Genomic DNA, 23,091 nt, shown 5'->3' with positions numbered 1-23,091 from the left:
AATAAGATAAATTAAATTACAAATATAAAATTATTTATCAACTAACTCCATTAACAAAACACTCATTAAATATTTATAAATATTTAAAAAGTTAATTTTATGAATTTAAAAATATACTTATATGATTAAATCACAACAATAGAATTTATAAAAAACTTAATATATTCAAAATCTACATATATTTCTAAAAATATAAAAGTAAAAATTAACAAATTCTCTAATTTGAACTATTTATAAAACACTTAGAAAATAATTAATTTAGCTAATTGATTATATCTAATAAGTTACTTTAATAACCTATAATCGCGACATTTTTTTAAAAAAAGGATTAAAGTGGCAGAGATAAAACTACAAGGACATACACTAAAATCATTTGACTTAAAAACAAAACCAATTATGCAAGAATACTTAAAGGATTTTGATGTTAATGTCAGTGATTATTCATTTTGTGCGAACTATATTTGGCTTTCTAAAGCTAGTGGATTTTATTCAATAATCAATAATACATTTTGCTTATTTGTTATGAATGGTGGAGAATTATCTATGTTATTACCACCACTAGGAAAACCTCAAGATTGTTATGATAGCATACCAGAATGCTTTAAGATTATGAATGAAAACAATACTTCTACATATTACTCTAAAATTGAATATGTTTGTGATAACTTCTTAGAAGGATTTATTACCCATACAAATGAAGGTGAAGTTATGTTTAGCTCACTAGATAATTATATAATAGAAAAAAAATTAGCAGATTATATATATGTAAGCGATGATTTAATAGAGCTTAAGGGCAATGCTTATCACACTAAAAGAACCGAAATTAATAAATTTAAAAGAGTATATCCAAATTATTTTTTACAGACATTAGATTGTAAAAAACATAGCGATGATATAAAAATGCTTTTTGATAAATGGGTAAGCGATAGGATTAAATATGTTCCAAAAGCAGAAGTAGATGCGTTTTTAGATGGAATTTATCAAGAAAGATTAGCAATTAAAAAATGCTTACAAGATTACGAGACATTAGGACTAGATGGCTTAGTAATTTATATTGATGATGAATTAAAAGGCTTTACAATAGGCGAAAAAATATGTAGCGATACAGCAAGTGTATTGATTGAAAAAACTGATTTTGAAACTTTAGGTTGTGCTCAATTTATATTTAGAGAGTTTTCAAAAGTTTTAAAAGAAAAATATGATTGTAAATACATAAATGTAGGAGATGATATGGGCTTTGAAAACCTAAAAAAAGTTAAAATGTCGTATCGTCCAGAAAAAATCATACCAAAATATACAATATACCAAAAACTATGATTATAAAAGCTACTAAAACTCATTTAAAAGACCTTTTGCTAATTGAAGAAGAATGTTTTAAAAATGATTGTTTTAAGTTAAGTAAAAATAATTTCTTATATCACATAAAAAAAGAAAACATATTTATTTTTTTATGTGATAAAAAAGTAGCTGGATATATTATGAAGCTTACTTATAAAAATAGTATTAGAATATATTCTTTAGCGATAAAAGATGAATTTAAGGGTTTAAAAATAGGCACAAAATTATGCGAAGAGCTAATTAATAATGCTAAAGTATTAAATAAAGAAAAGATATTTTTAGAAGTAAGAGTAAGCAATATAAATGCTATTAATTTATATAAAAAACTTCAATTTAAAGAAGAAAAAATCTTAAAAAATTATTATAGCAATGAAGATGGTATTAAAATGACGCTTATATTAAAGCCTAAAAATTAGGCTTTAAGTTTATTTTCTAATATGAGCATTTCCTATGATTTGATATTTTGTAGTTGTTAATTCATTTAATCCCATAGGACCTCTTGCATGAAGCTTTTGAGTGCTTATTCCTATTTCAGCCGCATAGCCAAATTCCGCACCATCGCTAAATCTAGTGCTAGCATTTACATATAAAACTGCTGAATCAATCTCATCTAAGAACTTATTAATATTAGTATAATCTTGAGAGATTATCGCTTCTGAATGATTTGTGCTGTATTTTTGAATGTGAAGTATAGCTTCATTAATATCATCTACTATTTTAATAGCTAGTATTAAATCTTCAAATTCTTCTTCCCAATCACTCTCGTTTGCCTTTTTATAATTTTTTAAAAATTTCTCACACTTAGTGCAAACTCTAAGCTCTACATTAGGCATTTTGCTTTCTAATAAAGGCAAAATTTCGCTAGCTATATTTTTATTAATGAGTAAAGTCTCTACACTATTACATACCCCTGGTCTTTGCGTTTTAGCATTATTTATAATATTTATAGCATCATCTATTTTCGCATTATAATCAACATAAATATGGCAATTCCCTACTCCTGTTTGAATACAAGGAATTAGGCTATTATTTTTAACTTCATTAATCAAACTAGCACTACCCCTTGGAATTACAACATCTATATAATCATTCGCCCCTAAAAGCTCTTTTACTAAATCCCTATTAGTATCACTTACAATCTGAACGAAATTCTCATCTAAACCAAATCTTTTTAATACCTTTTGAAAAATTGAAACTAAAAATAAATTAGTATTTAAAGCTTCCTTTCCACCCCTTAAAATCACTACATTAGAACTCTTAAAACATAGTGCAAAAGCATCTACGCAAACATTAGGACGAGATTCAAAAATAATAGCAACTACTCCTAAAGGCACCTTAATTTGCTGCATTTTTAGACCATTTTCTAAAGTCTTTCCAAATACTACCCTACCCACTACATCATCAAGTAAAGCGACATTTCTTAAAGTGCTTATCATATTATTTATTCTATTTTCATTAAGTCTTAACCTATCTACAAAAGCACTTTTTAGATTTGAATTATCATTAATATCTTTAAGGTTTGCTTTTAATAAACCATCAATATTTGCAAGTATTTCATCAGCACAAGAATTTAAAACTTCTTTTTTAATACTTGAATTAAGCTTAGCTAATTTAGTCTTTGCATTTTTTGCATTCTTGCATAAAATATCAATCATTTTTACTCCTTATCAAAAATAGTTCCTATATCAGCACCACTAATTAACTCGCTAATATTCATAGGATTAGAGCCGTTTAAAATAGCCATTCTTACACCATTTGTAGCACAATTACTTGCAGCTTGTAATTTTGTCTTCATACCACCTATACTAAACTCACTACCTTTATCTCCGCCCATTTGCATAATCTCATCTGTGATTTTTTCTACATAAGAAATTCTTTTTGCATTAGGATTGTTCTTAGGATTTGCTGTATAAAATGCGTCTATATCACTTAAGATTATTAGCAAATCAGCCTTGATTAGACAAGCAACACTAGCCGAAAGGCTATCATTATCACTAAATTCAATCTCATAAGTTGAAATAGTATCATTAGCATTAATTATCGGGATAATTTCGTATTTTAATAAAGTATTTAAAGTGTTTTCAGTATTTTGTTTTCTTTGCTCTATTTCAAAATCATCTTTAGTTAGTAAAACTTGTGCTACAAATGAACTAAAATTAGCAAATGCGTTTTGATAAATATGCATAAGCTCTGCTTGACCTATTGCTGCTGCTGCTTGTTTTTCCATAGTAATTGTAGGTCTTTGCTTAAAGCCAAGTTTTTTTGAGCCAACCCCAATCGCACCTGAAGTAACCAATACAACTTCTTTTCCTTGATTTTTCAAATCAGCTAAAACCCAAGCTAACTTATTAATTAATCCTAAGTTTAAATTACCATTTTCATAAGTTAGAGTTGATGTGCCAACTTTGATTACAATTCTTTTGCTATCTTTTAAATTAATTTTTAAATTCTCATTCATATTTTCCCCTTATTTAGAAGAATATTAAATACTTTAAATTAATGCTTAAATATAAAAATTACAAATGAGAATTTAAAATGATTAGAATATAAAATAATAATATTTTACCCCTAATATTAGGGGTAAATTTTAGTAAAATATTATATGAACTTTTTGACTTCCATGAACTCCAAAAACGGTTACAAGCTCAATATCAGATGTTCTACTAGGACCTGCAATATATAAAATATTAGTAGGTAAAATCTCATTTTCAGCCTTTATTCTAGCAAGACCACTAGCAAGTGAAGGCTCAATTTTTGTTTTATCAAGTAGCATAATGCAAAGCATTGGAGCAAGGCTTAGCATTCTTGGTTGATTTGCACTTGATTTTACACAAGCAACCCCATGTGAGCTAATAGCAAATTCTACATCAATTACTGAAAAATCACTATGAAAAACTTCACTTCTTAATTCTTCTACGCTTTTATCAAAACAAACTTTTTTACTTGCATTTATTTTTTCTACATCAGCACTTAGGCTTTTTGGATAAATTAAAGATGAATATCCATAAGAGCTTGTGATTTTGTTTATTTCATCATAAACATTATCTAAGCCACTAACTTCATGAACTTCAAATTTGTTTTCACTCATTTTGGTTTTAGTTTCTTCTAAAGGATTATCGCTTTGTTTTATATGCACACTTGGGTCTATACTTTTATCATTTAACTCGTGTCTTACACCACATTCAATTGCGTTTAAAATCTGATTTCTTGAGCGATTGCTTATCTCTTCAATTCTCTTATTCATAAGAAACTCCTTCTAAGTTTTCTAATTCTTTATAAATATTTCCTTTAAGTTCAGGTAAGTCTTTATAAGTAGCCCAATTTTTAAGCACAGGTAGGCTTGTTCCTAGACTTTGTAATAGCCAGTTAAACTTACTTGCGTTACCAATAGCAACTCTCCACATTTTTGGACTTGTAGCAATATCAGCAAACTTAGCAAATCCATAGCTTTCCATTGCACTATGCTCTAATTCATTTGCACCTAGTGGAGCATTGTCCCCAGCTTCACCTATCTTATCACGGCGTAATTTTCTAATCATACTATCAAGTGGGATTTTTACAGGGCAAACTTCAGAGCAACGACCACATAAAGAACATAAACTTAAAATATCTCCATGCTCTTTCATACCGAATAATTGCGGAGATATAACTTCTCCAATTGGACCAGGATAAACAGCATCATAACTATGACCGCCGATTTTATCATATACAGGACAAAAGTTCATACAAGCACCACATCTAATGCAGCGTAATGCTTCATAATAATCTTCGTTACTTAAAATATTTGTTCTATGGTTGTTAAATAATATTATATGCACTTCTTTAGGACCATCTAGCTCATCAGCTTTTCTAGGGCCTGTAATAATATTGTTATACGCAGGGATAAATTGTCCTGTAGCAGATGGAGTTAATAATGTATCAGTTGTAGCTGCATCAGTAAAACTCTCTACTATTTTTTCAATTCCACAAATTGCTACATGAATAGTTGGAGCAGTTGTACACATTCTACCATTGCCTTCGTTTTCAATCAGCCAAATAGCACCTTCGCTTGAAATTGCAAAATTTACCCCGCTAATTCCCATTTGCAAACCTTCAAATTCATTTCTTAGATGAGTTCTAGCAATTGCATTTAATTTTTCAGGCTCACTTTCTTTATCTACGCCTAATTTTTCGCTAAATAATTCTCCTATTTCATAACGATTTTTATGAATTGCAGGAACAACTATATGAACAGGAGTTTCATTACCTAATTGTAAAATCAGCTCTCCTAAATCAGTTTCAATTGCATTCAAGCCTTTGTGTTCTAAATAGTGATTTAAGCCTATTTCTTCACTAGCCATTGATTTGCCTTTTAAGACTTTACTGATTTTCTTTTCCATCATTAGCTCATAAATTATCTCACAAGCATCTTCTTTAGTATTTGCAAAATGCACTTTCATTCCATTTTTTGTAGCATTTTTTTCAAATTCTAATACCCTATCTTTTAAGGTATATAAAGCATTATTTTTAGCTTTTTGTGCTTTTGTTCTAAGCCCTTGCCAATCTTGAAATTTTGCATTTATTAGGTTTTTTCTTCTATCTTGTAAGGCGTGCATTGCAGAGCTTACATTTTCTCTCATTTGTTTATCAGCTAATTTAGTTTTAATTAATTCACTATGATTTTTCATATCTTTTCTCCTTGCATTCTAGCAGCTAAAAAGTCATATAAATGATAAGTTTTGATATCAAGACCCATTTTTGCAATAGTTCCACGAATGTTTAATAAACACCCACCATCAGCTGAAATTATAACCTTTGCTCCACTTTCAACTATATCATTTACTTTTGCAGTTGCCATAGCGTTTGAGATTTCAGGCTCTTTTACACTAAAAGTCCCACCAAATCCGCAGCATTCTTCTTCATATTTAAGCTCAACTAATTCAACATTTTTAAGACTTCTTAATAAATTTTTAGAAGCTTCAATGCTTTTTTGCACTCTTAAAGCGTGGCAATTGCTATGCCAAGTAACCTTAATAGGCTCTCCTTTATCTTCTATCTTAAATCCAATTTGTTCTAAATATTGACTAAGTTCTATTACTTTTGAGCTAAATTTTTTAATTTTTTCATAATTTGCGTCATCTTTAAAAAGCTCAACATAATCATGGCTCATCATACCACCGCAACTTCCACTAGGAATTACTACTGGCAAATCTTCACTAAATAATTCGGCATTATATAAAGCTACTTTTTTAGTATCTTTAAAATATCCTGTGTTATAACTTGGCTGACCGCAACAGGTTTGATCTTTTTTAAAAATCACTTCAACTCCAGCACTTCTTAAAAGCTTAATAGAGTTTAAAATAGTATTCTGCATAGCAGCACTTGCTAGACAGGTCGCATAAAAATATACTTTTTTTTGCATTTTTAACCCTTTTTAATAAAATGATAATTTATTATATAACTTTAAAAATATTAAAGGGTTAAAATGGTTTTTTATGCGATTATTTTTTTAAATGTGTTGATTTATTTACTTGAATTTTTATTTGGTAAATCTGTATTTATAAATAACTTTTCACTTTATTATGGAAGTGATTTTTATACATTTTTTACCTACTCGTTTTTACACGGAGATTTTGAGCATATTTTTATGAATATGGTAATGCTTTTTATGCTATCTCAAATTCTTAGATTTTTAAATATCAAACACTTACTAATTGTATATTTTGTAGGTGCAATTATTTCATCTTTGGGGTATTATTATTTAATGATAAATATGGGATATTATAATTTCATTTTACTTGGAGCTAGTGGAGCTATTAGTGCTTTGATGGGTTATGCTGCAATTATTTTAAGACAAAATGGATTTTTAATAGCTATTGTAGTAACTAGTATAATTTCTGCTGTGATTTTTCAAAATATTGCTTGGCAGGCTCATATTTTTGGTGCTATTTTTGGCATAATCTATGCTTATGGAATTTATTTTTTAAGGAGATAGAATGAAAAATTTTTTAAAAGGTTTTAGCTTATGCTTTAGTTTATTTATATTCTTTATATTAGGATTAATATCTACTAAAATTTATGAGTATTTAATAAATAAAGATGAAATTGTTATTGAGCAAACAATAGAAGTAGAAAAAAGATTAAATTATGATTCTTATATTTCAAATCCAAAATTTACTATGACAAAACAACTTAGTGTAAAAGAAAATCTAAATGAAAATGAAAAGAATGAAATAGAAGAATTGTTCTCTAAGGTATTAGAAAGAGTAAAAGAAAGTAATTTATGTGAAGGTGGAAGCTATATATTACAACCTAATATAGCCTATCAAGATGGAATGAATATTCCAAATGGTTATAAATTTGATTCTGCTTTAAGATGCGAGTTTAAAAAAGAAGAATATCAAAACTATAAGAATTTATTAAAAGATATAGATAACATACTAGCTAATAATGAGTATATTACAATTAATTCTCCTGCCTTAAATCTATCAGTTAGTAAAGAAGAAATAAGCATAATAAAACAAGAATTGTATGATGAAATATTTAAAAAAGCTATAAGTATAAAAGATAAATATTCTAATCTTACAAATAAAATTTGTGAAATAAAATCAATAAAACATTATGAATTAGCACAAAATCAAATATTAGGTGCTGATTATAAATACGATGATACACCAATAGAAAAAGATAGTGATTTTAAATTAAACGCTACTTTAGAATTAACTTGCAAATAAGGAAAAAATATGAGTGAAATTATAACTAAAGGCTTTGCAGCTTATGATGAAAGTGCTAATTTTAAGCCAATTACTTTTAAAAGAAGTGCTTTAAGAGATGATGAGATATTGATTAAAACTATGTATTGTGGGATTTGCCATAGTGATATTCACGCTGCTAAAAATGAATGGAAAGCTACAAAATATCCTATAGTTCCAGGTCATGAAATAGTTGGCTTAGTAGTTGAAATCGGTAAAAATGTAAAAGAATTTGAAATAGGAAATTACGCAGGAATTGGTTGTTTGATTAATTCTTGTGGTGAATGTGATGCTTGTTTAAACTCAAATGAGCAATTTTGTCAAAAAGGTGCTGTTTGGACTTATAATAGCGTTGATTATTTTAATAATTCAGAAATTACTAAAGGCGGATATTCAAATTATATAAAAGTTCATAAAAACTATGCAATTAAAGTTCCTAATAATGCTCCACTAAAACTAATTGCTCCACTTTTTTGTGCAGGAATTACTACTTATTCTCCACTTAAATTCTCTAAAGTTAGTAAAGGTATGGATGTAGCAATCGCAGGATTTGGAGGCTTGGGTGTAATGGCTTTTAAATACGCAAAAGCAATGGGTGCAAATGTTAGTGTAATAGCTAGAAACGATACTAAAAAAGAAGCAGCTATTAAACTTGGAGCAAGTAATTATTATAATGATATTAATAAGGTTGATAAAAAATTTGATGTAATAATTAGCACAATTCCAAGTAAATACGATGTCTTAGCGTATGCGAGAACTTTAAAATACGGCGGAGAAATGGCAATCGTTGGCTTACCACCAATAAACGAGCAAGTATCAATTAGTCTAAATGCCTTAATTAGAGTAAGTCATAAGAAAATTTATGGCTCATTAATAGGTGGCATTAAAGAAACTAAAGAAATGCTTGAATTTTCATTAAAACACTCAATTTATCCAGAAGTTAAAATCATAAAACCTGATGAAATTAATAAAGCTTATGATGATTTATTGAATAATTCAAATTCTTTTAGATATGTAATTGATTTTAATGAATAAAAATCTAATTTTAAGCCTAATATCTTTAGGCTTAATATCATTTTTAAGCGTATTAATTGAAACTTCTTTAAATGTAACTTTTGCTTATTTAATACAAACTTTTAATATTGATATTAATAAGGCTTCTTTGCTTACTTCTATGTTTTTACTAGCAATCACACTTACAATGCCACTAAGCTCATATTTAGTAAATCAAATTAATACTAAAAAACTTTTTATTTTTACTAATTTATTATTTTTAATAAGCCTAATAATTTGCTCAAGTGCAGGTGAGTTTTATATTTTAGTTTTTGCTAGATTTTTACAAGGAATTGCCGCAGGTATTGCTCTACCACTTATGTTTAATATGGTAATTTTTAAAGCTAGTGAAAAATACTTCGGATTTTTGATGGGATTTTGTATATTTTTAGTAGCGACTGCACCTGGTTTTGGGCCAATTTATGGTGGATTTATTATGAAATATTTTCAGTTTAAAGATATTTTTATATTTTTAATACCTTTTTTGGTTTTTGCCTTTGTTTTAGGAATTAAAAATATTCCAAATCTTGGAACAAAATATAAATTAGACTTAAAAGAATATATATTAATTGTATTGCTAGTAATTAGTGTTGCTATAAGTATTAAATATATTTATATTTTATTTTTTAGTATTTTAATTATTTTTATGCTAAATAAAAGCAAAATTATTGCAAGTGCTAAGAATTTGCAATTTTTCTCATCTACTTTAATTGTATTTTTAATGCAGTTTTTTGCTTTAAGCTACTCGTTAATACTACCGAATTATTTAATTATGAATAAAAATTATGATAATTTTGAAGCTAGTAAAGTAATGCTTTTAGGCTCATTAATTGCTGCTATTTTATCTCCAATAAGCGGATATTTAAGCGATAAATTTGGCTCTTTTAAATTAAGTTTGCTAGGTATTTTTATCATAATAATTGCAAATATTTTATTATTAAATATTGAAGAAAAAACATTATTAAATCTTTCAATGTGTTATTTAATTTACGCTTTCGCACAAGGCTTATCTATGAGTGCTTTAATTTCTTACTCTATAAAAATTTCTAAAGATAAAACAAATGCAAATAATTATATAAATACTTTTCAACAAAGTTTTGGAAGCTATGCTGTGATGATAATATCTATAATTTTTAATAATAATTACGAAATTGGCTTTTTAAATTCTATAAAATTAATACTATTTTTAGCGTGTTTACAATTAATCTTAATTTATTTTGCTTTTAGAAAAAAAATCTAGCAATGGTTTTTAATCATTGCTAGATTTTTTATTATATAAACTTATGTAAAGAATGTAAGTGATATAAAATAAGTTGAAAGCTTTATGTGCTCGTTATTTAAGCTTGATTTTTGTAAAATGTAAGTGCTTTACAAAGTGTATAAAATAAGAGTTTTTGCTTTACATTTTATAAAATACTTTTAAAAAACCTTTACAACATACTTTACAAAATCTTTATAAAAGCCTATTAAATCGGCTTTGAAATACTTTTAAAATCTTTTTAAATAAATATATGCAAAAAATATTGCGGGGACATTTGGGGGATATTTTGTCCCCCATAAATAAAATTATAGCAACATTTTAAGCCAATTTTTAATATTAATCTTGACCATTTCTAACGAATGCAGGTTCGTTAAAATCTCTAGTTTTATAATCTACTTTTATTGTTCCGCCACTTACTTTTTGCATTTCAGGTTGAACTATTTTATAGCTTAACTCTTCTTCACGCTTTTTGCTCTCTTGCTCAATTTTAGCTTTTTGTGCTCTTGTTTCATCAAAACCTGTAGCTATAATAGTAACTTCAACAGCATCAGCTGGCAAGCTAGTATCTAATACATGTCCGCAGAATACATTTAAATCTTCGTTACTAGAATTTGAAATCTCTTCCATTGTCTCAACAAGTTGGAAGAAAGGAATATTTTCACCATAGCTAAAAAATACTATCATAGCTTTAGCGTCTTGTAGGTTAGTTGTATAATTTTCTAATAATGGAGAATCAATTGCATTTGCATACGCTTCTTTAATAGCATTTTCACCTTCAGCTCTTCCCATTCCCATAAGTGCTGTTCCACGATGGCTCATAACAGAAGTAACATCTGCAAAATCTATATTAGTATCAGCTTCAATTAATAACATTTTAATTATGCCGGTTACAGCATTTACTAAAACATCATTAGCAAATTTGTTAGCTTCTCTAGTATTTAAAGTTTTTGGAACTACTAATTTTAACTTATCATTTTGGATTAATATAACGCAATCGCTTTCTTTTTTTAGCTCTTCTAATCCTTTTTCAGCAGCTTTAATTCTAGCTTTTTCATAACTAAATGGGAATGTAGCAACAGAAACAACAAGTATGCCTAAAGATTTTGCAATTTTAGCAATAACTGGACCTGCACCAGTGCCAGTTCCACCGCCTAGACCTTCGGCGATAAATAATAATTCTGTTCCTGCTAAGCGTTCTTTAATTTCATCTTCAACTTCTTCAGCTGAAATTCTACCTATTTCAGGATTTGCACCAGCTCCACGACCATTTGTCTTCTTTGGTCCTAATTGTATTTTAATGTTTGCTTTTGACCTATTTATATCTTGAATATCAGTATTTGCAATCATAATATCTACATTAGAAATATCAACTTTTAAAGAACTAGCACAAGTTTCTACAATATGATTTATCATATTTCCACCTGCTCCACCAACACCAATTACTTTTATCTTAACGCCGCAATCCATTTCACTCTCCATTACTTTAAAATCTATATTATCACCTAAAATATCAAAATCCATTTCTTAAAATATCCTTTCTATATAAGCACAAACTTTCTTCCAAGATTTAGCAAAAACGCCTTCAGATTTTTCTTCGTTAGAACTAATCTTTAATGACTCTAATACTTCATCTTTGTCATTTTTTTCAATCTTAAGCAATTTTTGTTCCTTAACATCTATATTTGTGTAATAAGAAGTATTGTTTTTAGTTTCTATTTCTTTATCTACCGAAAAATCTATAATTTTTTCTAATTCTGTGGTTTTTTGTCTAGTTAATAAAACACCACTAGAATTAAGCTCATATTTAGTATGAAAACCACAAGAATACATACATAGGCCTAATAAACATGTATATTCAGGCATAGTAAAAATCTCATTATCCCCATAAAATACGCTATTTTTTTCTATAACGGTTCTTACGGCTTTATTGTTAAATTTAGGAGTTGCTCTTTCAGCCATATTGTCTATTTTGAAACAACCTCCAGTTAAAACTACTCTTGAGAAAAATTTCTCATAAGGACTATCATCTATGCTAGCATATATACATTCAAGCATTTCTGTAAGTCTCATATTTACACACTTTGAAACTGATTCAACAGATACTCTATCAAGAGTTTGAGAACCGGTTTTGTAATATTCTACATGAGTGCTATTTTCTTCATCTTTAAATAAAGAAAATTGTAATTTAATTTTATCTGCAACCTCATTACTAGCGGTAAGATATTTAGCAATATCGCTTGTAATATGCCAAGAACCAAAAGGAAAATAATACATCCATATAATTGAATTATAAGCATATATTGCAATATCACATACTTGCGAACCACAATCAATGATAGCAACACCATTTTCTCTTTCATCGTTATTTAAACAATAAATTGAATTAGCATATATAGAAGATACTAAAACATAGTTTTTTATATCAGCGTTTGATAATATTTGCTTTATATTTTCATAATCATTTTTATTCATAGTAATAATATTAGCTTCCAATCTAAAGCTTGAAGCCATCATACCAAGTGGATCTTCAATATTATCAGTATTATTCGCTCTAAATCTATAAGGCAGTATATGAATTGGAATTTGATCGCTATGAATATCTGCAGATGTTCTAGCAGCATTAATTGCTTTTTCTATATCCTTAATCGTAATTGCTGAGCCATTAGCATCTAACCTTATGTCAGCATATCCAGTTACAGAATTTGTATAAGCTCCACTAACAGAAACAGCAATTTTATCTATATTAATACTTAAATTTTCCTTAACCTTATTTACTGCTTTTTTAATGGAATTACTTGCGTCATTAATGCTTGTAATTTTTCCAGATTTAATTCCGTAAGTTTGTGTATTAGCGACACTAACTACTTTGATACCTTCCCCATCAAAACTAACAATAGCTACTTTTATTAAACTAGAACCAAGATCAATAGCTAAAATATTCAAAATTCACTACCTTTATAATAATTTTTAATTTCATAACGCTTATCTAATTCTTTTATTAAATCATCAAGCATAAGAGTAAAATTAATATTTTTCAACTCATTACTTAAATCAGTATTATTCTTTTCACTTGTATTATCAACTAATTTTTGAGACAGTATTTCATATACTAATACTTTATCATTTAAAAGCACATAAGATTTTTTAGTATTTTTCAAAAATAACTCGCTCACAAATGTAAAAAATTCTGTATCCGTTAAATCGGTATTATTTTTAGAAACTTTAGATATAAAACCTATATTTTTGCCATTAATTTTATCTTTTTTTAATTCTTCTTCGCCTGTATTTGACAATAATTCTTTAAATTTTAATTCTCTTAAATCTTCTTCTACCATCATTTTAGCTTTTTCAAATTCTAAAGCAGTTGGCTGATTTATTTTATCAAGTCTTACTATGTAATATTTATTATCCATAATAAAAGGCTTACTCATTTCACCTACTTTTAAATCTTTATTTTGTAAAACTAATTCAGAATAAGCATTTTGATTTGTAGTTGATTGGAATTTAATTTCATTATTTTTTAACTTAATGTAATCAAGTTTAGCTTCTTTTTCTAACAAACTTAAAGCAAAATCTATCTTAACATCATTTAATGCTAGTTCATATTCTTTAATTTTGCCTTCTTCATCTTTATAATTAAATTTATTATTTTCCCAATAAGCTTTCATATCACTTTCAATTAAATTATCTAAATTAGGATTTAATGTATATACAGAATAATCATATGATAGTTCAGTTTTGTATTCATCTTTATGTTCTTGCCAATAAGACTTTAATTCATCTTCGCTTAATTTGATTTTATCTTCTTCTTTAGACAAATCTATAATTTTTAAATTTATCTCATCTTGCATATTTAAACTAGCATTTGCGATTTCTAATTCTTCTTTATTTGCTGGAACTGCTAGTAATTTTAATAATTTAGAAATTTCTAATTTATTTTTAATTTGATTAGCAAAATCTGCTTCACTCATTCTTAAATTTTTCAAATACGTTAAATATTTACTTTTATCAAATGTTTTATCTTCTTCACTTTTATTAAATAACTCATAGCTAGCTATTGTTTTTACAACTTCTTCTTCACTAGCATAAAATCCCAAATCATAAGCATAATTTAATAATAATTTTTCTCTTATTAATTCCACTAATGCTTGTTTATCCAGTCCTAATTTTAACGCTTGTTCTTCTGTTAATTCACCATTAGATAATTGATTTTGAATATAAAATAATTCGCTATATTTATCATTAAATTCTTTATGTGTTACGCCTAAATTTCCTACTTTTGCTACATATTTGCTTCTTGAACTATTTAAATCTACACTACCCCAACCAACAGTTCCTGCACCAACAAATGCTATAACGCTAATCCAAATTGTAACAACTAAATATTTTTTATGACGTTGCATCCAAGTAATCATTATTTATCCTAATTTCAAGTGTTTTTAAAGAAAAATCCTATCTTATAAGCATTAACAAAGATTTAATTTATAAAGAAATTTTAGCCTGCAAATCTATATCAAAAATTTTAGAAAATAAACCATTAAAATCTCTATCAAAAATCAATAATCCAAAATTCTTTATCATTAAAAAATTAGATTTATTTTTTCTTAATTTATCTATTAAAACATTCATATCTTGTAAAATTAATTCATTTTCTATAAAAATATTTTGATTTTGATATTTCAAACTTGAACCATCGCATATTTTCATTATATCTTTAGTGCAAACTACGGCTATCACTTTAGCTTGTGAAAAAGAATTATATATTTTTGAATGTAATTTTACATATTTACAAGCATCATATTGTTTATAATTTTCATTTAACAATAATTTAATAAAGAATGAATTATCATCATTAAATATTGTATTTTTGTTTATTAAAAACGCATTATCTTCAAATCTTGAAGATATAGAACCATTAAGTCCATATATAAAGTCTTTTTCATACATTATTTTTGCGTATTTTTTGATTTCAGCAAACATTATTATATCCTTGTTAAAAAGTTTTATTTATTATATATACAATATTAAATTACAAGGTAAGCATTTGCAAATTCATATTCCCGTTTTAAAAGATGAAGTAGTTAAATTATTTAAAGATTTAGATAATGGTTATTATCTTGACGCAACTTTGGGCTATGCAGGACACGCTAGTGCTATATTAAAAAATAATAATAAACTAAATCTAATAGCGTGCGACCAAGATATAGAAGCCATCAATTATTCTAAAGAAAAATTAAAAGAATTTAATGTAGATATTCAAATTTATAAAACAAATTATGAAAATATATTTTCTTTCATTAATAACAAAAATGAAATTAAAGGTGTATTAGCAGATATTGGAGTATCTAGTTTGCAATTAGATAAAGATGATAGGGGTTTTTCTTTTGATTCTAGTGAATTAGATATGAGAATGGATAAAAATAAAGATTTTGATGCAAAAACTCTAATTAATACCTATACTAGCAAGCAACTAAGTGAAATTTTTAAAAATTACGCAGAATTACCAGAAAAACTAGCTTCTGATATAGCTTCAAATATTATCAAAAATAGACCTATTAACTCTTGCAAAGAACTTAGTAAAATAATAGGAAATGCAAAGTTAAACAATCGTAGTGTAAGCCTAAAAACTTTAATATTTCAAGCAATTAGAATTGAAGTAAATGATGAATTAGGAGTGCTTAAAAGATTTTTAGAGCAACTGAAAGAATTTAAAAATTGTCTAATTTGTATAATTACTTTTCATTCTTTAGAAGATAAAATAGTAAAAGACACTTTTAAAAAATGGGCAAATAATTGCATTTGTGATGAATTTGCAATTAGATGTGAATGTGGTAATAACCATTCCTTAGGAAAAATTATTACTAAAAAACCAATTGAACCTAGCAAAGAAGAAATAAAATATAATTCTAGGTCAAGTTGTGCAAAACTTAGAGCGTTTTATTTAAAATAATGAAAAACATAAGAACAAGTACAGAAGAAAAAGAAGAATTACTAATAAATAAATACCAAGATTATTCTATTTTAGGTTTTAACAAAAGGCTAATATTATTATTTTTTATAATAATGATTATATCAATTAGCTTAGTTTGGGTTAGACTTCAACTCTATGAATCAAGTAAAGTTTATGCTCAATTAAAAGACAAAAGAGAAGTATTAAGCGAAGAAAATAAAGAGCTTAAAAGAAAAATAGAAGCTTTACAATTTAAAAATAAAATTACAAATTATTTTGAAGTGCAATATGGAACTAAATAAACAATATTTTATTAATTCGTATCAAAAATTAAAAGTGTATTTTCATAAATACGACCCTAGTAATTTTTCATTACTATACGCTATGAAAGCTTGCGTTGGACTTGCTATTTGCTTAATCATAAGCTATTTTACAATTCACGAAAACTATACTATTTTTAGTGTTTTATCTTGTGTTTTTATATTTTATATGAACAATCTTAATTCGGTAGGAACTAAGAAAATATTATATTTGCTAGCTTTTACTTTTTTTGGTTGTTTTTTTGCTCTAGTAGTTCCTTATTTAATCAAACTTGATTTTTTTATGGCAATTCCTAGTTTTATTTGGATTTTCGCTGTTATTTTTGCAGGTGCAATTTCACAAGACGCACTAAAAGTTGGCATATATGCAACCTTACTTGTTATGGCTATGTTAATTAGTGCTAGTCTAAATAATTTTGATTCTTTAGAAGTATTTTATGCTACATTAATTGGCTCTTGCGTAGCAACTATTTTTAGAACTTTTGCATTTTATACTTATGGTGGATTTACTAGAAGAAGTTTTATAATGCTTTTAAATGATTTGATTTATATGAGTGAAAATATGACAAATAGCAAATATGAAATGTGGCAAAATTTATTCGTAACAAGGATAAATGAATTTAAAAGACTTTTTGAAAGTAAATCAGTAAATATAAAAGATTCAAGCCTTATAAGACACCAAGAAATGGCTATGTTTTATTTACTAAAGTGTGAAGAAATAGCACTTGCTTTATTTTCGTTAAGGACATTTTTTAAACAAAATTCAAAAAATGCTCATATAAAAAATATTCAAAATGAAATTATTTTTAATCTTGAAGAATTAAAAAAGATATTTAAAGATGAAAAAGTCAATCTCAAATCATTTTGTCTTGATAGATTAAAACAATTAAATACATTACCAATATTATGTACCTTAGTAGAGGTTCTTTATTACAAGCTTGAATTATTTAAGCAAGGTGGAGCAAAACAATTAACCTTAAAACCAAAAGATAAAAAAATCACAATTAAAACTATTTTAGAAAAGTTTCATTTTGATAATAAGTATTTTAAATTCTCAATAAAAGTTGCATTAGCAACTTCGTTTTCGTTATTTTTAGCATTATTTTTCAAAATTGACCACGGAATTTGGATAGCGATGGGTGTTTTTACAATGTTTAAAGAAACCATCAATTCAACTACAATTAATAATAAAGAAACCATTTATGCAGCACTAATAGGCTTTGCATTAGGACTTTTAATTATTTTTTCAATACATTCAAAATTAATTTTTGTAGTGCTATTTTTATCATATTTTGCTTGTATATATTTTAAGCATTTTCCATATTTTATAGCAACTATTTTTATTATGCTAAATCTTGCTATTTTATTTGCGAGTTTAGGACTTGATTATGAAAGATTACTTGTATATAGATTAATTGATTTTATTGTAGCATTTTTTATAGTTTATACCTTTTCGTATCTTTGGCCTAGCAAAAGCGAAGATGATATAAAACCTACTTTAAAAGACGCAATAAATAATCTTAAAAACTTTTTAAGTGCTGTTATTAAAAAAGAAGATTATTTAAATTATGAAAATAAAATTTTATTAAATATTAAAAGCCTTAAAAACCTTTTATACGAAAGCAGAAACAAACATAATAAAATTGAACAAATTAGACTACTAGAAGCAGTTTTGGAAATGAATAACTTATGTATATCATTAAATGAGTATTTATATTCAAAATATAATAAAATTCAATTAAAAGAACAATCAGATATTGGAATTTTAATCACTAGATTTAAAATGATGGAAAATATAAGCAATGACTTGCCTTATTATTTTTATGATGAAATAGATGATAAAATTCTAACAAACGATGAGAGAATTAAGTATTTTATAAACCAAATCTCAAAACGCCAAGATATAGTATATAAATATCTAATTGATAACTAAAATCACTCTAATTCAACTTGCTCTAATAATAATTCATCGCCACTTTTAATCTCAACATTATTGCTAGAGCAATTTTTGCAACAAAACTCATTTTTATTTTGAATAAAACTACAATTACAATCTTTACAAAAAAGTTCAAGTTCTTTTAAAACTACTTCTAATTTAGCATTGAAATAGCTTGAATTATTATCGCTAGTAAAAGCATTGAAAGCTTCTTTAAAATAATGCTCTTCAACCCCACTAAGCCTACCTATACTAACTCTTACTCTAGTAATTTTTGTAGCTTTATTATTGATTCTAATTCTTTCACACTCATCTAAAAGATTATTAACAATTGCCATTTCATGCATTAGCAAATCCTTGGCAATAATTCGCCTTTTGGCATTTGTAAAATCCTACTTCCACCATAGCTATTATTAAGCTTTACTAATGGGCTTTTTGACTTATGCACTACACCTATTATATTTGCAAAATCATTGTATTTTTTTAATTCTTTTAATACATTTTGCGCATCTTCTTTAGAACAAATACAAACAAATGTTCCTTCATTAGCTAATTCTAAAGCATCAAATCCTAATAATTCACAAAGCCCTAAAACCCCATCACTTATACTAATATCACTTTCATTGATTATAAATTCCAAGCCACTTGATTTTGCTAATTCATTTAACACGCTAGATAAACCACCACGAGTAGCGTCTCTTAGACATTTTATATCGTATTTTAAAATATCTTTTACTTCATTATATAAACATTTTGCATCACTTATAATATCGTAGTTAAAACCAAATCTAGCAGCCATTACACAAGCTCCATGCCTTCCTAAATCACCACTTACTATAATAGCGTCGCCTTCTTTTATATTTTTTGTGCTAATTTTATTATTATTAATAAATCCATTTGCATCGCCTATACAAGTTGTATTTATATATATCTTATCAGCCTTACCCTTAGGAACTACCTTTAAATCCCCACACTTAATTCCTACTTCAAATTCTTTTGCAGTATTTGATAAATCATTTAATATTTTTGCTAAATCATCAAGTAAAAAACCTTCTTCTAAAATAAGACCTAAAGTAAGATATTTAGGCTTTGCTCCCATCATCAAAACATCATTTATAGAACCACAAGCTGCGATTTTACCTATATTTGCACCATTGATAAAAATTGGGTCAAGCACAAAAGAATCAGTTGAAAAAGCGATTTTAGAAAAACCATCACAAACAGCAGCATCTTCGCTAAGTCCTTGAGAATTATCAGCTTGAATATGTTTTAAAATAAAATTATTTAAAAACTCATTCATCTCATCTCCGCCACCACCATAGCTTAATAAAACTTGCTTTTGCATAATACTTCCTTTAATTTCCTATTGTGTAATCTCTTACTAATCTAATTTTTGCTACTTTTGATAAAGCTTCTCCTGTCTCAACACTAATTCTTGCTAAAACGGTGTTTTTATCAAATTTTAACGCCTTAGAACTATCAACTTTTGTATATTCTATTGTGATTAAATATTTTCTATCACTATTACTAGGGTAATAGTAATTCTCGGTTATTTTTGCGTTTGACATAATACCTGAATTAACTATAGGATCACCTGATTCAAACCATCTACTTAATGCCTTTGCTCTAGCCCCGTCCATTATAAGTTCAACTTGCTCTTTAAGATAAGCTCTAGCTGCAAATGATACGGTGCTTTTTGATGATTGTAGGGTCAAAACTCCAACAACGCTTACTAAAATAATAAATATAATAGCAGTTATCATACTAAAACCTGATTTTTTCATATTATTACCCCACTTTTGCAAACTTTAAGGCTTGTCTTTTTAGTAATAAAACTACCTGGCAAATCATTTACTTCTAAGCATAATTTAATTTTAGTAACGCCGTTATTATTACTAATAATAAAATCACTAACATTATTTACAAGTGTTACTTTATCAATGGTATTTGTTGCGAAATTTGGTTTTTTATCTTTAAAATCATAACTATAATATTTTAATTCACCATCTTCAAACTTAATACCTTCAATCTTATCAACTAATACATATACATTACTAATTGTAAAAATCTTATCACTTAGTTTTAGTTCAATTTTTGCATAATCTTCTTTCTTACCACTACCAACATTTCTTTCAGCTATTTCTAAATCATACAAATCTTTTTCCATAAAAGAAGTTGAAGTTGCTATATTATCCCCTAAAAAATATACACCTAACTTATCTCCTAAAGAATACGAATTAATAATTTTAGTATTAATACCTTTTTGCTTATGAGAAAAACAATTAAAATAATTTGTTCCATCATAGCAACTTGCTTTATCATTTACAGCTGCATGAACAACACTTTTAGTTTCATTAAGTCCGTCCCATTTATTATGCTTTTTATCAATAATAGCAATCCTAGCCCATTCAAAAATCTTAAAATCATTCTTTAAAGAATCATCTTCAATATTAAAAACAAACTTACAATCAGTTACAGAATTTACACATTCAGAATCTTCAGCCTTTTTAAGTCTAAAGCTATTTTTAATGGCATTGTTTAGGTGTGTTGTTAAAAAGTCCATAGTAGCTTGAGATTTAAGCTCAAGTTCATTTAATGCTCTAACTCTTTGTTCGTTATCATAAGAAAATTTAATAATCTCTATTCCAAGCCCTGCAATTATTCCTAAAATAACAATAACAACAATTAATTCTATTATCGTAAAAGCCTTTTTCATCTACTTCCTTATAAACTTAAATAATTTTTTAATTTTGCTTCATTAGTGCTATCCCAAGTGGTATCACTAGTCTTCATTGCATATTGGCTATAAATACTATCTAATCTTCCAAATTTATTAAAAAATACATCAAATGATACAACAGGATTAGCTCCATCTAAAATCTGCATTTGACCTACATACATTGTGCTAGTCCCGCCTATATCTCCACATATACTATTTGTTGATACAGCACAATCAGTAGGGGTTTTAAAACCAAATTTATAAGATGAATCTATTTTTGAATACTTACCATATATATAATTTATCTTTTGACCTAAAACATTAGAAAAGCTTACATTTTTTTGATTATTTATAGAAATATTATTGATATTTGCAGCACTTCCTGATGAAGTAGCATAATATCTTGAATTAATATTAATTTGATTTAACTCATCAACTTTATAAGTTATCTTACCTTGTAAAGCAGGAGTTAATATATATTGAGATAATAAGCTATTGGTTTTGTATTCATCATAAGCTATATTAGAATTATCATAAGGTAGATTTCTAATAAGTCCATAAAGCTCTTTTACTTCATAAAAATATTCTTGTTTATAACCTACCTCATCGCCTTCTAAACTAGCATTAACTATTTTTGGAATAGCTGCTAAGCTAATTCCAATTACAACCATAGAAAATATAAGCTCAATTAATGAAAAGCCTTTTTTCATCCACGAACCCTTTCGTATTCTTTCATATATTCGCCTAAAATTTTAACTTTTTCTAAACTAGCACTATTGTAAATACTAGCTCTTAATCCGCCAAGTTTTTTATGACCTTTTAAACCTAGCATATTGTGTTCTTTAGCAGCTTTACTCCAAAATTCTAAGTCTAATTCATCATTTCCTGTAGTAAAGCAAACATTCATAACTGATCTATCATCATTATTTACATAAGCTTTGTAAAAATTACTATTATCAATAATATCATAAAGATATTTAGCTTTTATTTCATTTTCTTGATTAATTGCATCAAGTCCGCCCTTAGCCTTAATCCATTTCATAATTTTTGCATATACATAAATAGCAAATGTAGGCGGAGTATTAAATAAAGAATTATTATCTGCATAAGTGTTGTAATTAAACATTTTAGGCATAGTTTTATTTTTACTGCGTTCTAATAAGTCTTTCCTAATAATTAAACATGCAAATCCTGCTATACCAGCATTTTTTTGAACTCCACCATATAAAACACCTATATTTGAAAAGTCTAATTTCTTAGAAAAAAAGTCCGAACTAGCATCAACAATCAAAGGAGAATTTGAAATAGGAAGTTGCTTATATTGAGTTCCATGCACCGTGTTATTTGAACAAATATAAGTATAAGAACTATCATTATTTAAAGCAATTTTTGGAATATAATTATATTTACTATCTTTTGAACTAGCTACGATTTTTGCATTTACTCCAGCTAAGATAGCTTCATCATAAGCTTTTTGCGTCCATACATCAGTATCAATGTATTCACAAGGCTTATTATCTAGGCTAAAATTCATAGCCAATAAGCTAAATTGCATAGTAGCACCACCTTGAACGAAAATTACTTCATAATCATCATTTATTCCATAAAGCTCTTTTGCATCTTTAATAGCGTCATTGTGCATTTGCTCATAATAACTTGAGCGATGACTAATTTCCATAATAGAAAAGCCGTTATTTTTATAACTTAATAATTCTTCTTGAATTTCTTTTAAAACCTCTAATGGTAATTCAGATGGTCCTGCACTAAAATTGTATTGTCTCAT

The 23,091-nt window shown here is 26.9% G+C and carries 24 protein-coding genes; 9 read left to right on the top strand and 15 right to left on the bottom strand.

Features of this window, described 5'->3' with window-relative positions:
• Positions 1-333: 333 nt before the first annotated feature.
• Entirely contained in the window at positions 334-1,317 is a 984-nt protein-coding gene (locus AVBRAN9333_RS00325; protein WP_336609231.1) for a DUF2156 domain-containing protein, read from the top strand.
• Complete coding sequence (gene rimI / locus AVBRAN9333_RS00320) at positions 1,314-1,754, top strand: ribosomal protein S18-alanine N-acetyltransferase (protein WP_214116611.1); 441 nt, start codon at positions 1,314-1,316, stop codon at positions 1,752-1,754. The genes AVBRAN9333_RS00325 and rimI overlap by 4 nt, the downstream gene beginning before the upstream one ends.
• A 9-nt stretch (positions 1,755-1,763) precedes the next feature.
• On the opposite strand, the gene AVBRAN9333_RS00315 is transcribed toward rimI, so the two are convergent.
• From AVBRAN9333_RS00315 to AVBRAN9333_RS00295, 5 genes are all read right to left on the bottom strand, one after another.
• A complete protein-coding gene (locus tag AVBRAN9333_RS00315) occupies positions 1,764-2,993 on the bottom strand; it encodes a glutamate-5-semialdehyde dehydrogenase (RefSeq protein WP_336609230.1) in 1,230 nt (409 codons plus the stop codon).
• A gap of 2 nt (positions 2,994-2,995) precedes the next feature.
• Entirely contained in the window at positions 2,996-3,796 is an 801-nt protein-coding gene (gene proB / locus AVBRAN9333_RS00310; RefSeq protein ID WP_336609229.1) for a glutamate 5-kinase, read from the bottom strand.
• Positions 3,797-3,925: 129 nt separating this feature from the next.
• Positions 3,926-4,582: a LutC/YkgG family protein gene (locus AVBRAN9333_RS00305; RefSeq protein ID WP_214150424.1), complete on the bottom strand. Its 657-nt coding sequence runs from the start codon at positions 4,580-4,582 to the stop codon at positions 3,926-3,928.
• A complete protein-coding gene (locus tag AVBRAN9333_RS00300) occupies positions 4,575-6,005 on the bottom strand; it encodes a LutB/LldF family L-lactate oxidation iron-sulfur protein (protein ID WP_336609228.1) in 1,431 nt (476 codons plus the stop codon). The genes AVBRAN9333_RS00305 and AVBRAN9333_RS00300 overlap by 8 nt, the downstream gene beginning before the upstream one ends.
• Entirely contained in the window at positions 6,002-6,739 is a 738-nt protein-coding gene (locus AVBRAN9333_RS00295; RefSeq protein ID WP_214116599.1) for a (Fe-S)-binding protein, read from the bottom strand. Before AVBRAN9333_RS00295 ends, AVBRAN9333_RS00300 begins: the two co-directional genes overlap by 4 nt.
• Before the next feature lie 63 nt (positions 6,740-6,802).
• On the opposite strand from AVBRAN9333_RS00295, the gene AVBRAN9333_RS00290 reads away from it, so the two are divergent.
• The 4 genes from AVBRAN9333_RS00290 to AVBRAN9333_RS00275 are packed head-to-tail and all read left to right on the top strand — an operon-like array spanning position 6,803 to position 10,362.
• A complete protein-coding gene (locus tag AVBRAN9333_RS00290) occupies positions 6,803-7,312 on the top strand; it encodes a rhomboid family intramembrane serine protease (protein WP_336609227.1) in 510 nt (169 codons plus the stop codon).
• A 1-nt stretch (position 7,313) separates the two neighbouring features.
• Positions 7,314-8,051 (top strand): hypothetical protein, encoded by a 738-nt coding sequence (locus tag AVBRAN9333_RS00285; protein WP_239802753.1) that lies wholly within the window; start codon positions 7,314-7,316, stop codon positions 8,049-8,051.
• Between the two features lie 9 nt (positions 8,052-8,060).
• Entirely contained in the window at positions 8,061-9,104 is a 1,044-nt protein-coding gene (locus tag AVBRAN9333_RS00280; RefSeq protein WP_214116593.1) for an NAD(P)-dependent alcohol dehydrogenase, read from the top strand.
• Positions 9,097-10,362: an MFS transporter gene (locus AVBRAN9333_RS00275; protein WP_336609226.1), complete on the top strand. Its 1,266-nt coding sequence runs from the start codon at positions 9,097-9,099 to the stop codon at positions 10,360-10,362. The genes AVBRAN9333_RS00280 and AVBRAN9333_RS00275 overlap by 8 nt, the downstream gene beginning before the upstream one ends.
• Before the next feature lie 357 nt (positions 10,363-10,719).
• On the opposite strand, the gene ftsZ is transcribed toward AVBRAN9333_RS00275, so the two are convergent.
• The 4 genes from ftsZ to AVBRAN9333_RS00255 all read right to left on the bottom strand — a co-directional run bounded on the left by ftsZ (position 10,720) and on the right by AVBRAN9333_RS00255 (position 15,363).
• Positions 10,720-11,904, bottom strand: coding sequence for a cell division protein FtsZ (ftsZ, locus tag AVBRAN9333_RS00270; protein WP_214116589.1), 1,185 nt, complete (start codon positions 11,902-11,904; stop codon positions 10,720-10,722).
• Between the two features lie 3 nt (positions 11,905-11,907).
• Positions 11,908-13,326 (bottom strand): cell division protein FtsA, encoded by a 1,419-nt coding sequence (ftsA, locus tag AVBRAN9333_RS00265; RefSeq protein WP_214116587.1) that lies wholly within the window; start codon positions 13,324-13,326, stop codon positions 11,908-11,910.
• Entirely contained in the window at positions 13,323-14,798 is a 1,476-nt protein-coding gene (locus tag AVBRAN9333_RS00260) for a peptidylprolyl isomerase (RefSeq protein ID WP_336609225.1), read from the bottom strand. The genes ftsA and AVBRAN9333_RS00260 overlap by 4 nt, the downstream gene beginning before the upstream one ends.
• A 67-nt stretch (positions 14,799-14,865) precedes the next feature.
• Positions 14,866-15,363: a hypothetical protein gene (locus tag AVBRAN9333_RS00255; RefSeq protein WP_336609224.1), complete on the bottom strand. Its 498-nt coding sequence runs from the start codon at positions 15,361-15,363 to the stop codon at positions 14,866-14,868.
• A 64-nt stretch (positions 15,364-15,427) separates the two neighbouring features.
• Between AVBRAN9333_RS00255 and rsmH the strand changes: the two genes are divergently transcribed.
• The 3 genes from rsmH to AVBRAN9333_RS00240 are packed head-to-tail and all read left to right on the top strand — an operon-like array spanning position 15,428 to position 18,586.
• Positions 15,428-16,333: a 16S rRNA (cytosine(1402)-N(4))-methyltransferase RsmH gene (gene rsmH, locus AVBRAN9333_RS00250; protein WP_214116580.1), complete on the top strand. Its 906-nt coding sequence runs from the start codon at positions 15,428-15,430 to the stop codon at positions 16,331-16,333.
• Positions 16,333-16,635, top strand: a complete 303-nt coding sequence (locus tag AVBRAN9333_RS00245; protein WP_214116578.1) for a hypothetical protein — start codon at positions 16,333-16,335, stop codon at positions 16,633-16,635. Before rsmH ends, AVBRAN9333_RS00245 begins: the two co-directional genes overlap by 1 nt.
• Positions 16,622-18,586 carry an FUSC family protein gene (locus AVBRAN9333_RS00240; RefSeq protein WP_214116576.1) on the top strand — a complete coding sequence of 655 codons (1,965 nt, stop codon included), beginning with the start codon at positions 16,622-16,624 and terminating at the stop codon, positions 18,584-18,586. The genes AVBRAN9333_RS00245 and AVBRAN9333_RS00240 overlap by 14 nt, the downstream gene beginning before the upstream one ends.
• A gap of 2 nt (positions 18,587-18,588) precedes the next feature.
• Here the strand turns inward: AVBRAN9333_RS00240 and AVBRAN9333_RS00235 are convergent, their stop codons facing one another.
• The 6 genes from AVBRAN9333_RS00235 to serC are packed head-to-tail and all read right to left on the bottom strand — an operon-like array spanning position 18,589 to position 23,091.
• A complete protein-coding gene (locus AVBRAN9333_RS00235) occupies positions 18,589-18,936 on the bottom strand; it encodes a hydrogenase maturation nickel metallochaperone HypA/HybF (RefSeq protein WP_214116574.1) in 348 nt (115 codons plus the stop codon).
• Positions 18,936-19,934: a hydrogenase expression/formation protein HypE gene (hypE, locus tag AVBRAN9333_RS00230; RefSeq protein ID WP_336609223.1), complete on the bottom strand. Its 999-nt coding sequence runs from the start codon at positions 19,932-19,934 to the stop codon at positions 18,936-18,938. Before hypE ends, AVBRAN9333_RS00235 begins: the two co-directional genes overlap by 1 nt.
• A gap of 10 nt (positions 19,935-19,944) precedes the next feature.
• Positions 19,945-20,373 (bottom strand): hypothetical protein, encoded by a 429-nt coding sequence (locus AVBRAN9333_RS00225; protein WP_214150038.1) that lies wholly within the window; start codon positions 20,371-20,373, stop codon positions 19,945-19,947.
• On the bottom strand, positions 20,370-21,305 hold the full coding sequence (locus AVBRAN9333_RS00220) for a prepilin-type N-terminal cleavage/methylation domain-containing protein (RefSeq protein WP_336609222.1): 936 nt from the start codon (positions 21,303-21,305) through the stop codon (positions 20,370-20,372). The genes AVBRAN9333_RS00225 and AVBRAN9333_RS00220 overlap by 4 nt, the downstream gene beginning before the upstream one ends.
• An 8-nt stretch (positions 21,306-21,313) precedes the next feature.
• Complete coding sequence (locus AVBRAN9333_RS00215; RefSeq protein WP_336609221.1) at positions 21,314-22,018, bottom strand: type II secretion system protein; 705 nt, start codon at positions 22,016-22,018, stop codon at positions 21,314-21,316.
• Positions 22,015-23,091, bottom strand: a complete 1,077-nt coding sequence (gene serC, locus AVBRAN9333_RS00210; RefSeq protein ID WP_336609220.1) for a 3-phosphoserine/phosphohydroxythreonine transaminase — start codon at positions 23,089-23,091, stop codon at positions 22,015-22,017. The genes AVBRAN9333_RS00215 and serC overlap by 4 nt, the downstream gene beginning before the upstream one ends.

The organism is Campylobacter sp. RM9333, assembly GCF_020137705.1.
In the GTDB taxonomy this organism is placed as follows: Bacteria; Campylobacterota; Campylobacteria; order Campylobacterales; family Campylobacteraceae; genus Campylobacter_E.
This window is presented reverse-complemented; position numbering and strand designations above follow the sequence as displayed.

Bases quoted from the DNA above. Each gene is read 5' to 3' on its own strand.
- rimI (WP_214116611.1), top strand. From the start codon at position 1,314: ATGATTATAAAAGCTACTAAAACTCATTTAAAAGACCTTTTGCTAATT.
- AVBRAN9333_RS00315 (WP_336609230.1), bottom strand. From the start codon at position 2,993: ATGATTGATATTTTATGCAAGAATGCAAAAAATGCAAAGACTAAATTA.
- proB (WP_336609229.1), bottom strand. From the start codon at position 3,796: ATGAATGAGAATTTAAAAATTAATTTAAAAGATAGCAAAAGAATTGTA.
- AVBRAN9333_RS00305 (WP_214150424.1), bottom strand. From the start codon at position 4,582: ATGAATAAGAGAATTGAAGAGATAAGCAATCGCTCAAGAAATCAGATT.
- AVBRAN9333_RS00300 (WP_336609228.1), bottom strand. From the start codon at position 6,005: ATGAAAAATCATAGTGAATTAATTAAAACTAAATTAGCTGATAAACAA.
- AVBRAN9333_RS00295 (WP_214116599.1), bottom strand. From the start codon at position 6,739: ATGCAAAAAAAAGTATATTTTTATGCGACCTGTCTAGCAAGTGCTGCT.
- AVBRAN9333_RS00290 (WP_336609227.1), top strand. From the start codon at position 6,803: ATGGTTTTTTATGCGATTATTTTTTTAAATGTGTTGATTTATTTACTT.
- AVBRAN9333_RS00285 (WP_239802753.1), top strand. From the start codon at position 7,314: ATGAAAAATTTTTTAAAAGGTTTTAGCTTATGCTTTAGTTTATTTATA.
- AVBRAN9333_RS00280 (WP_214116593.1), top strand. From the start codon at position 8,061: ATGAGTGAAATTATAACTAAAGGCTTTGCAGCTTATGATGAAAGTGCT.
- AVBRAN9333_RS00275 (WP_336609226.1), top strand. From the start codon at position 9,097: ATGAATAAAAATCTAATTTTAAGCCTAATATCTTTAGGCTTAATATCA.
- ftsZ (WP_214116589.1), bottom strand. From the start codon at position 11,904: ATGGATTTTGATATTTTAGGTGATAATATAGATTTTAAAGTAATGGAG.
- AVBRAN9333_RS00260 (WP_336609225.1), bottom strand. From the start codon at position 14,798: ATGATTACTTGGATGCAACGTCATAAAAAATATTTAGTTGTTACAATT.
- AVBRAN9333_RS00255 (WP_336609224.1), bottom strand. From the start codon at position 15,363: ATGTTTGCTGAAATCAAAAAATACGCAAAAATAATGTATGAAAAAGAC.
- AVBRAN9333_RS00245 (WP_214116578.1), top strand. From the start codon at position 16,333: ATGAAAAACATAAGAACAAGTACAGAAGAAAAAGAAGAATTACTAATA.
- AVBRAN9333_RS00240 (WP_214116576.1), top strand. From the start codon at position 16,622: ATGGAACTAAATAAACAATATTTTATTAATTCGTATCAAAAATTAAAA.
- AVBRAN9333_RS00235 (WP_214116574.1), bottom strand. From the start codon at position 18,936: ATGCATGAAATGGCAATTGTTAATAATCTTTTAGATGAGTGTGAAAGA.
- hypE (WP_336609223.1), bottom strand. From the start codon at position 19,934: ATGCAAAAGCAAGTTTTATTAAGCTATGGTGGTGGCGGAGATGAGATG.
- AVBRAN9333_RS00225 (WP_214150038.1), bottom strand. From the start codon at position 20,373: ATGAAAAAATCAGGTTTTAGTATGATAACTGCTATTATATTTATTATT.
- AVBRAN9333_RS00220 (WP_336609222.1), bottom strand. From the start codon at position 21,305: ATGAAAAAGGCTTTTACGATAATAGAATTAATTGTTGTTATTGTTATT.
- AVBRAN9333_RS00215 (WP_336609221.1), bottom strand. From the start codon at position 22,018: ATGAAAAAAGGCTTTTCATTAATTGAGCTTATATTTTCTATGGTTGTA.
- serC (WP_336609220.1), bottom strand. From the start codon at position 23,091: ATGAGACAATACAATTTTAGTGCAGGACCATCTGAATTACCATTAGAG.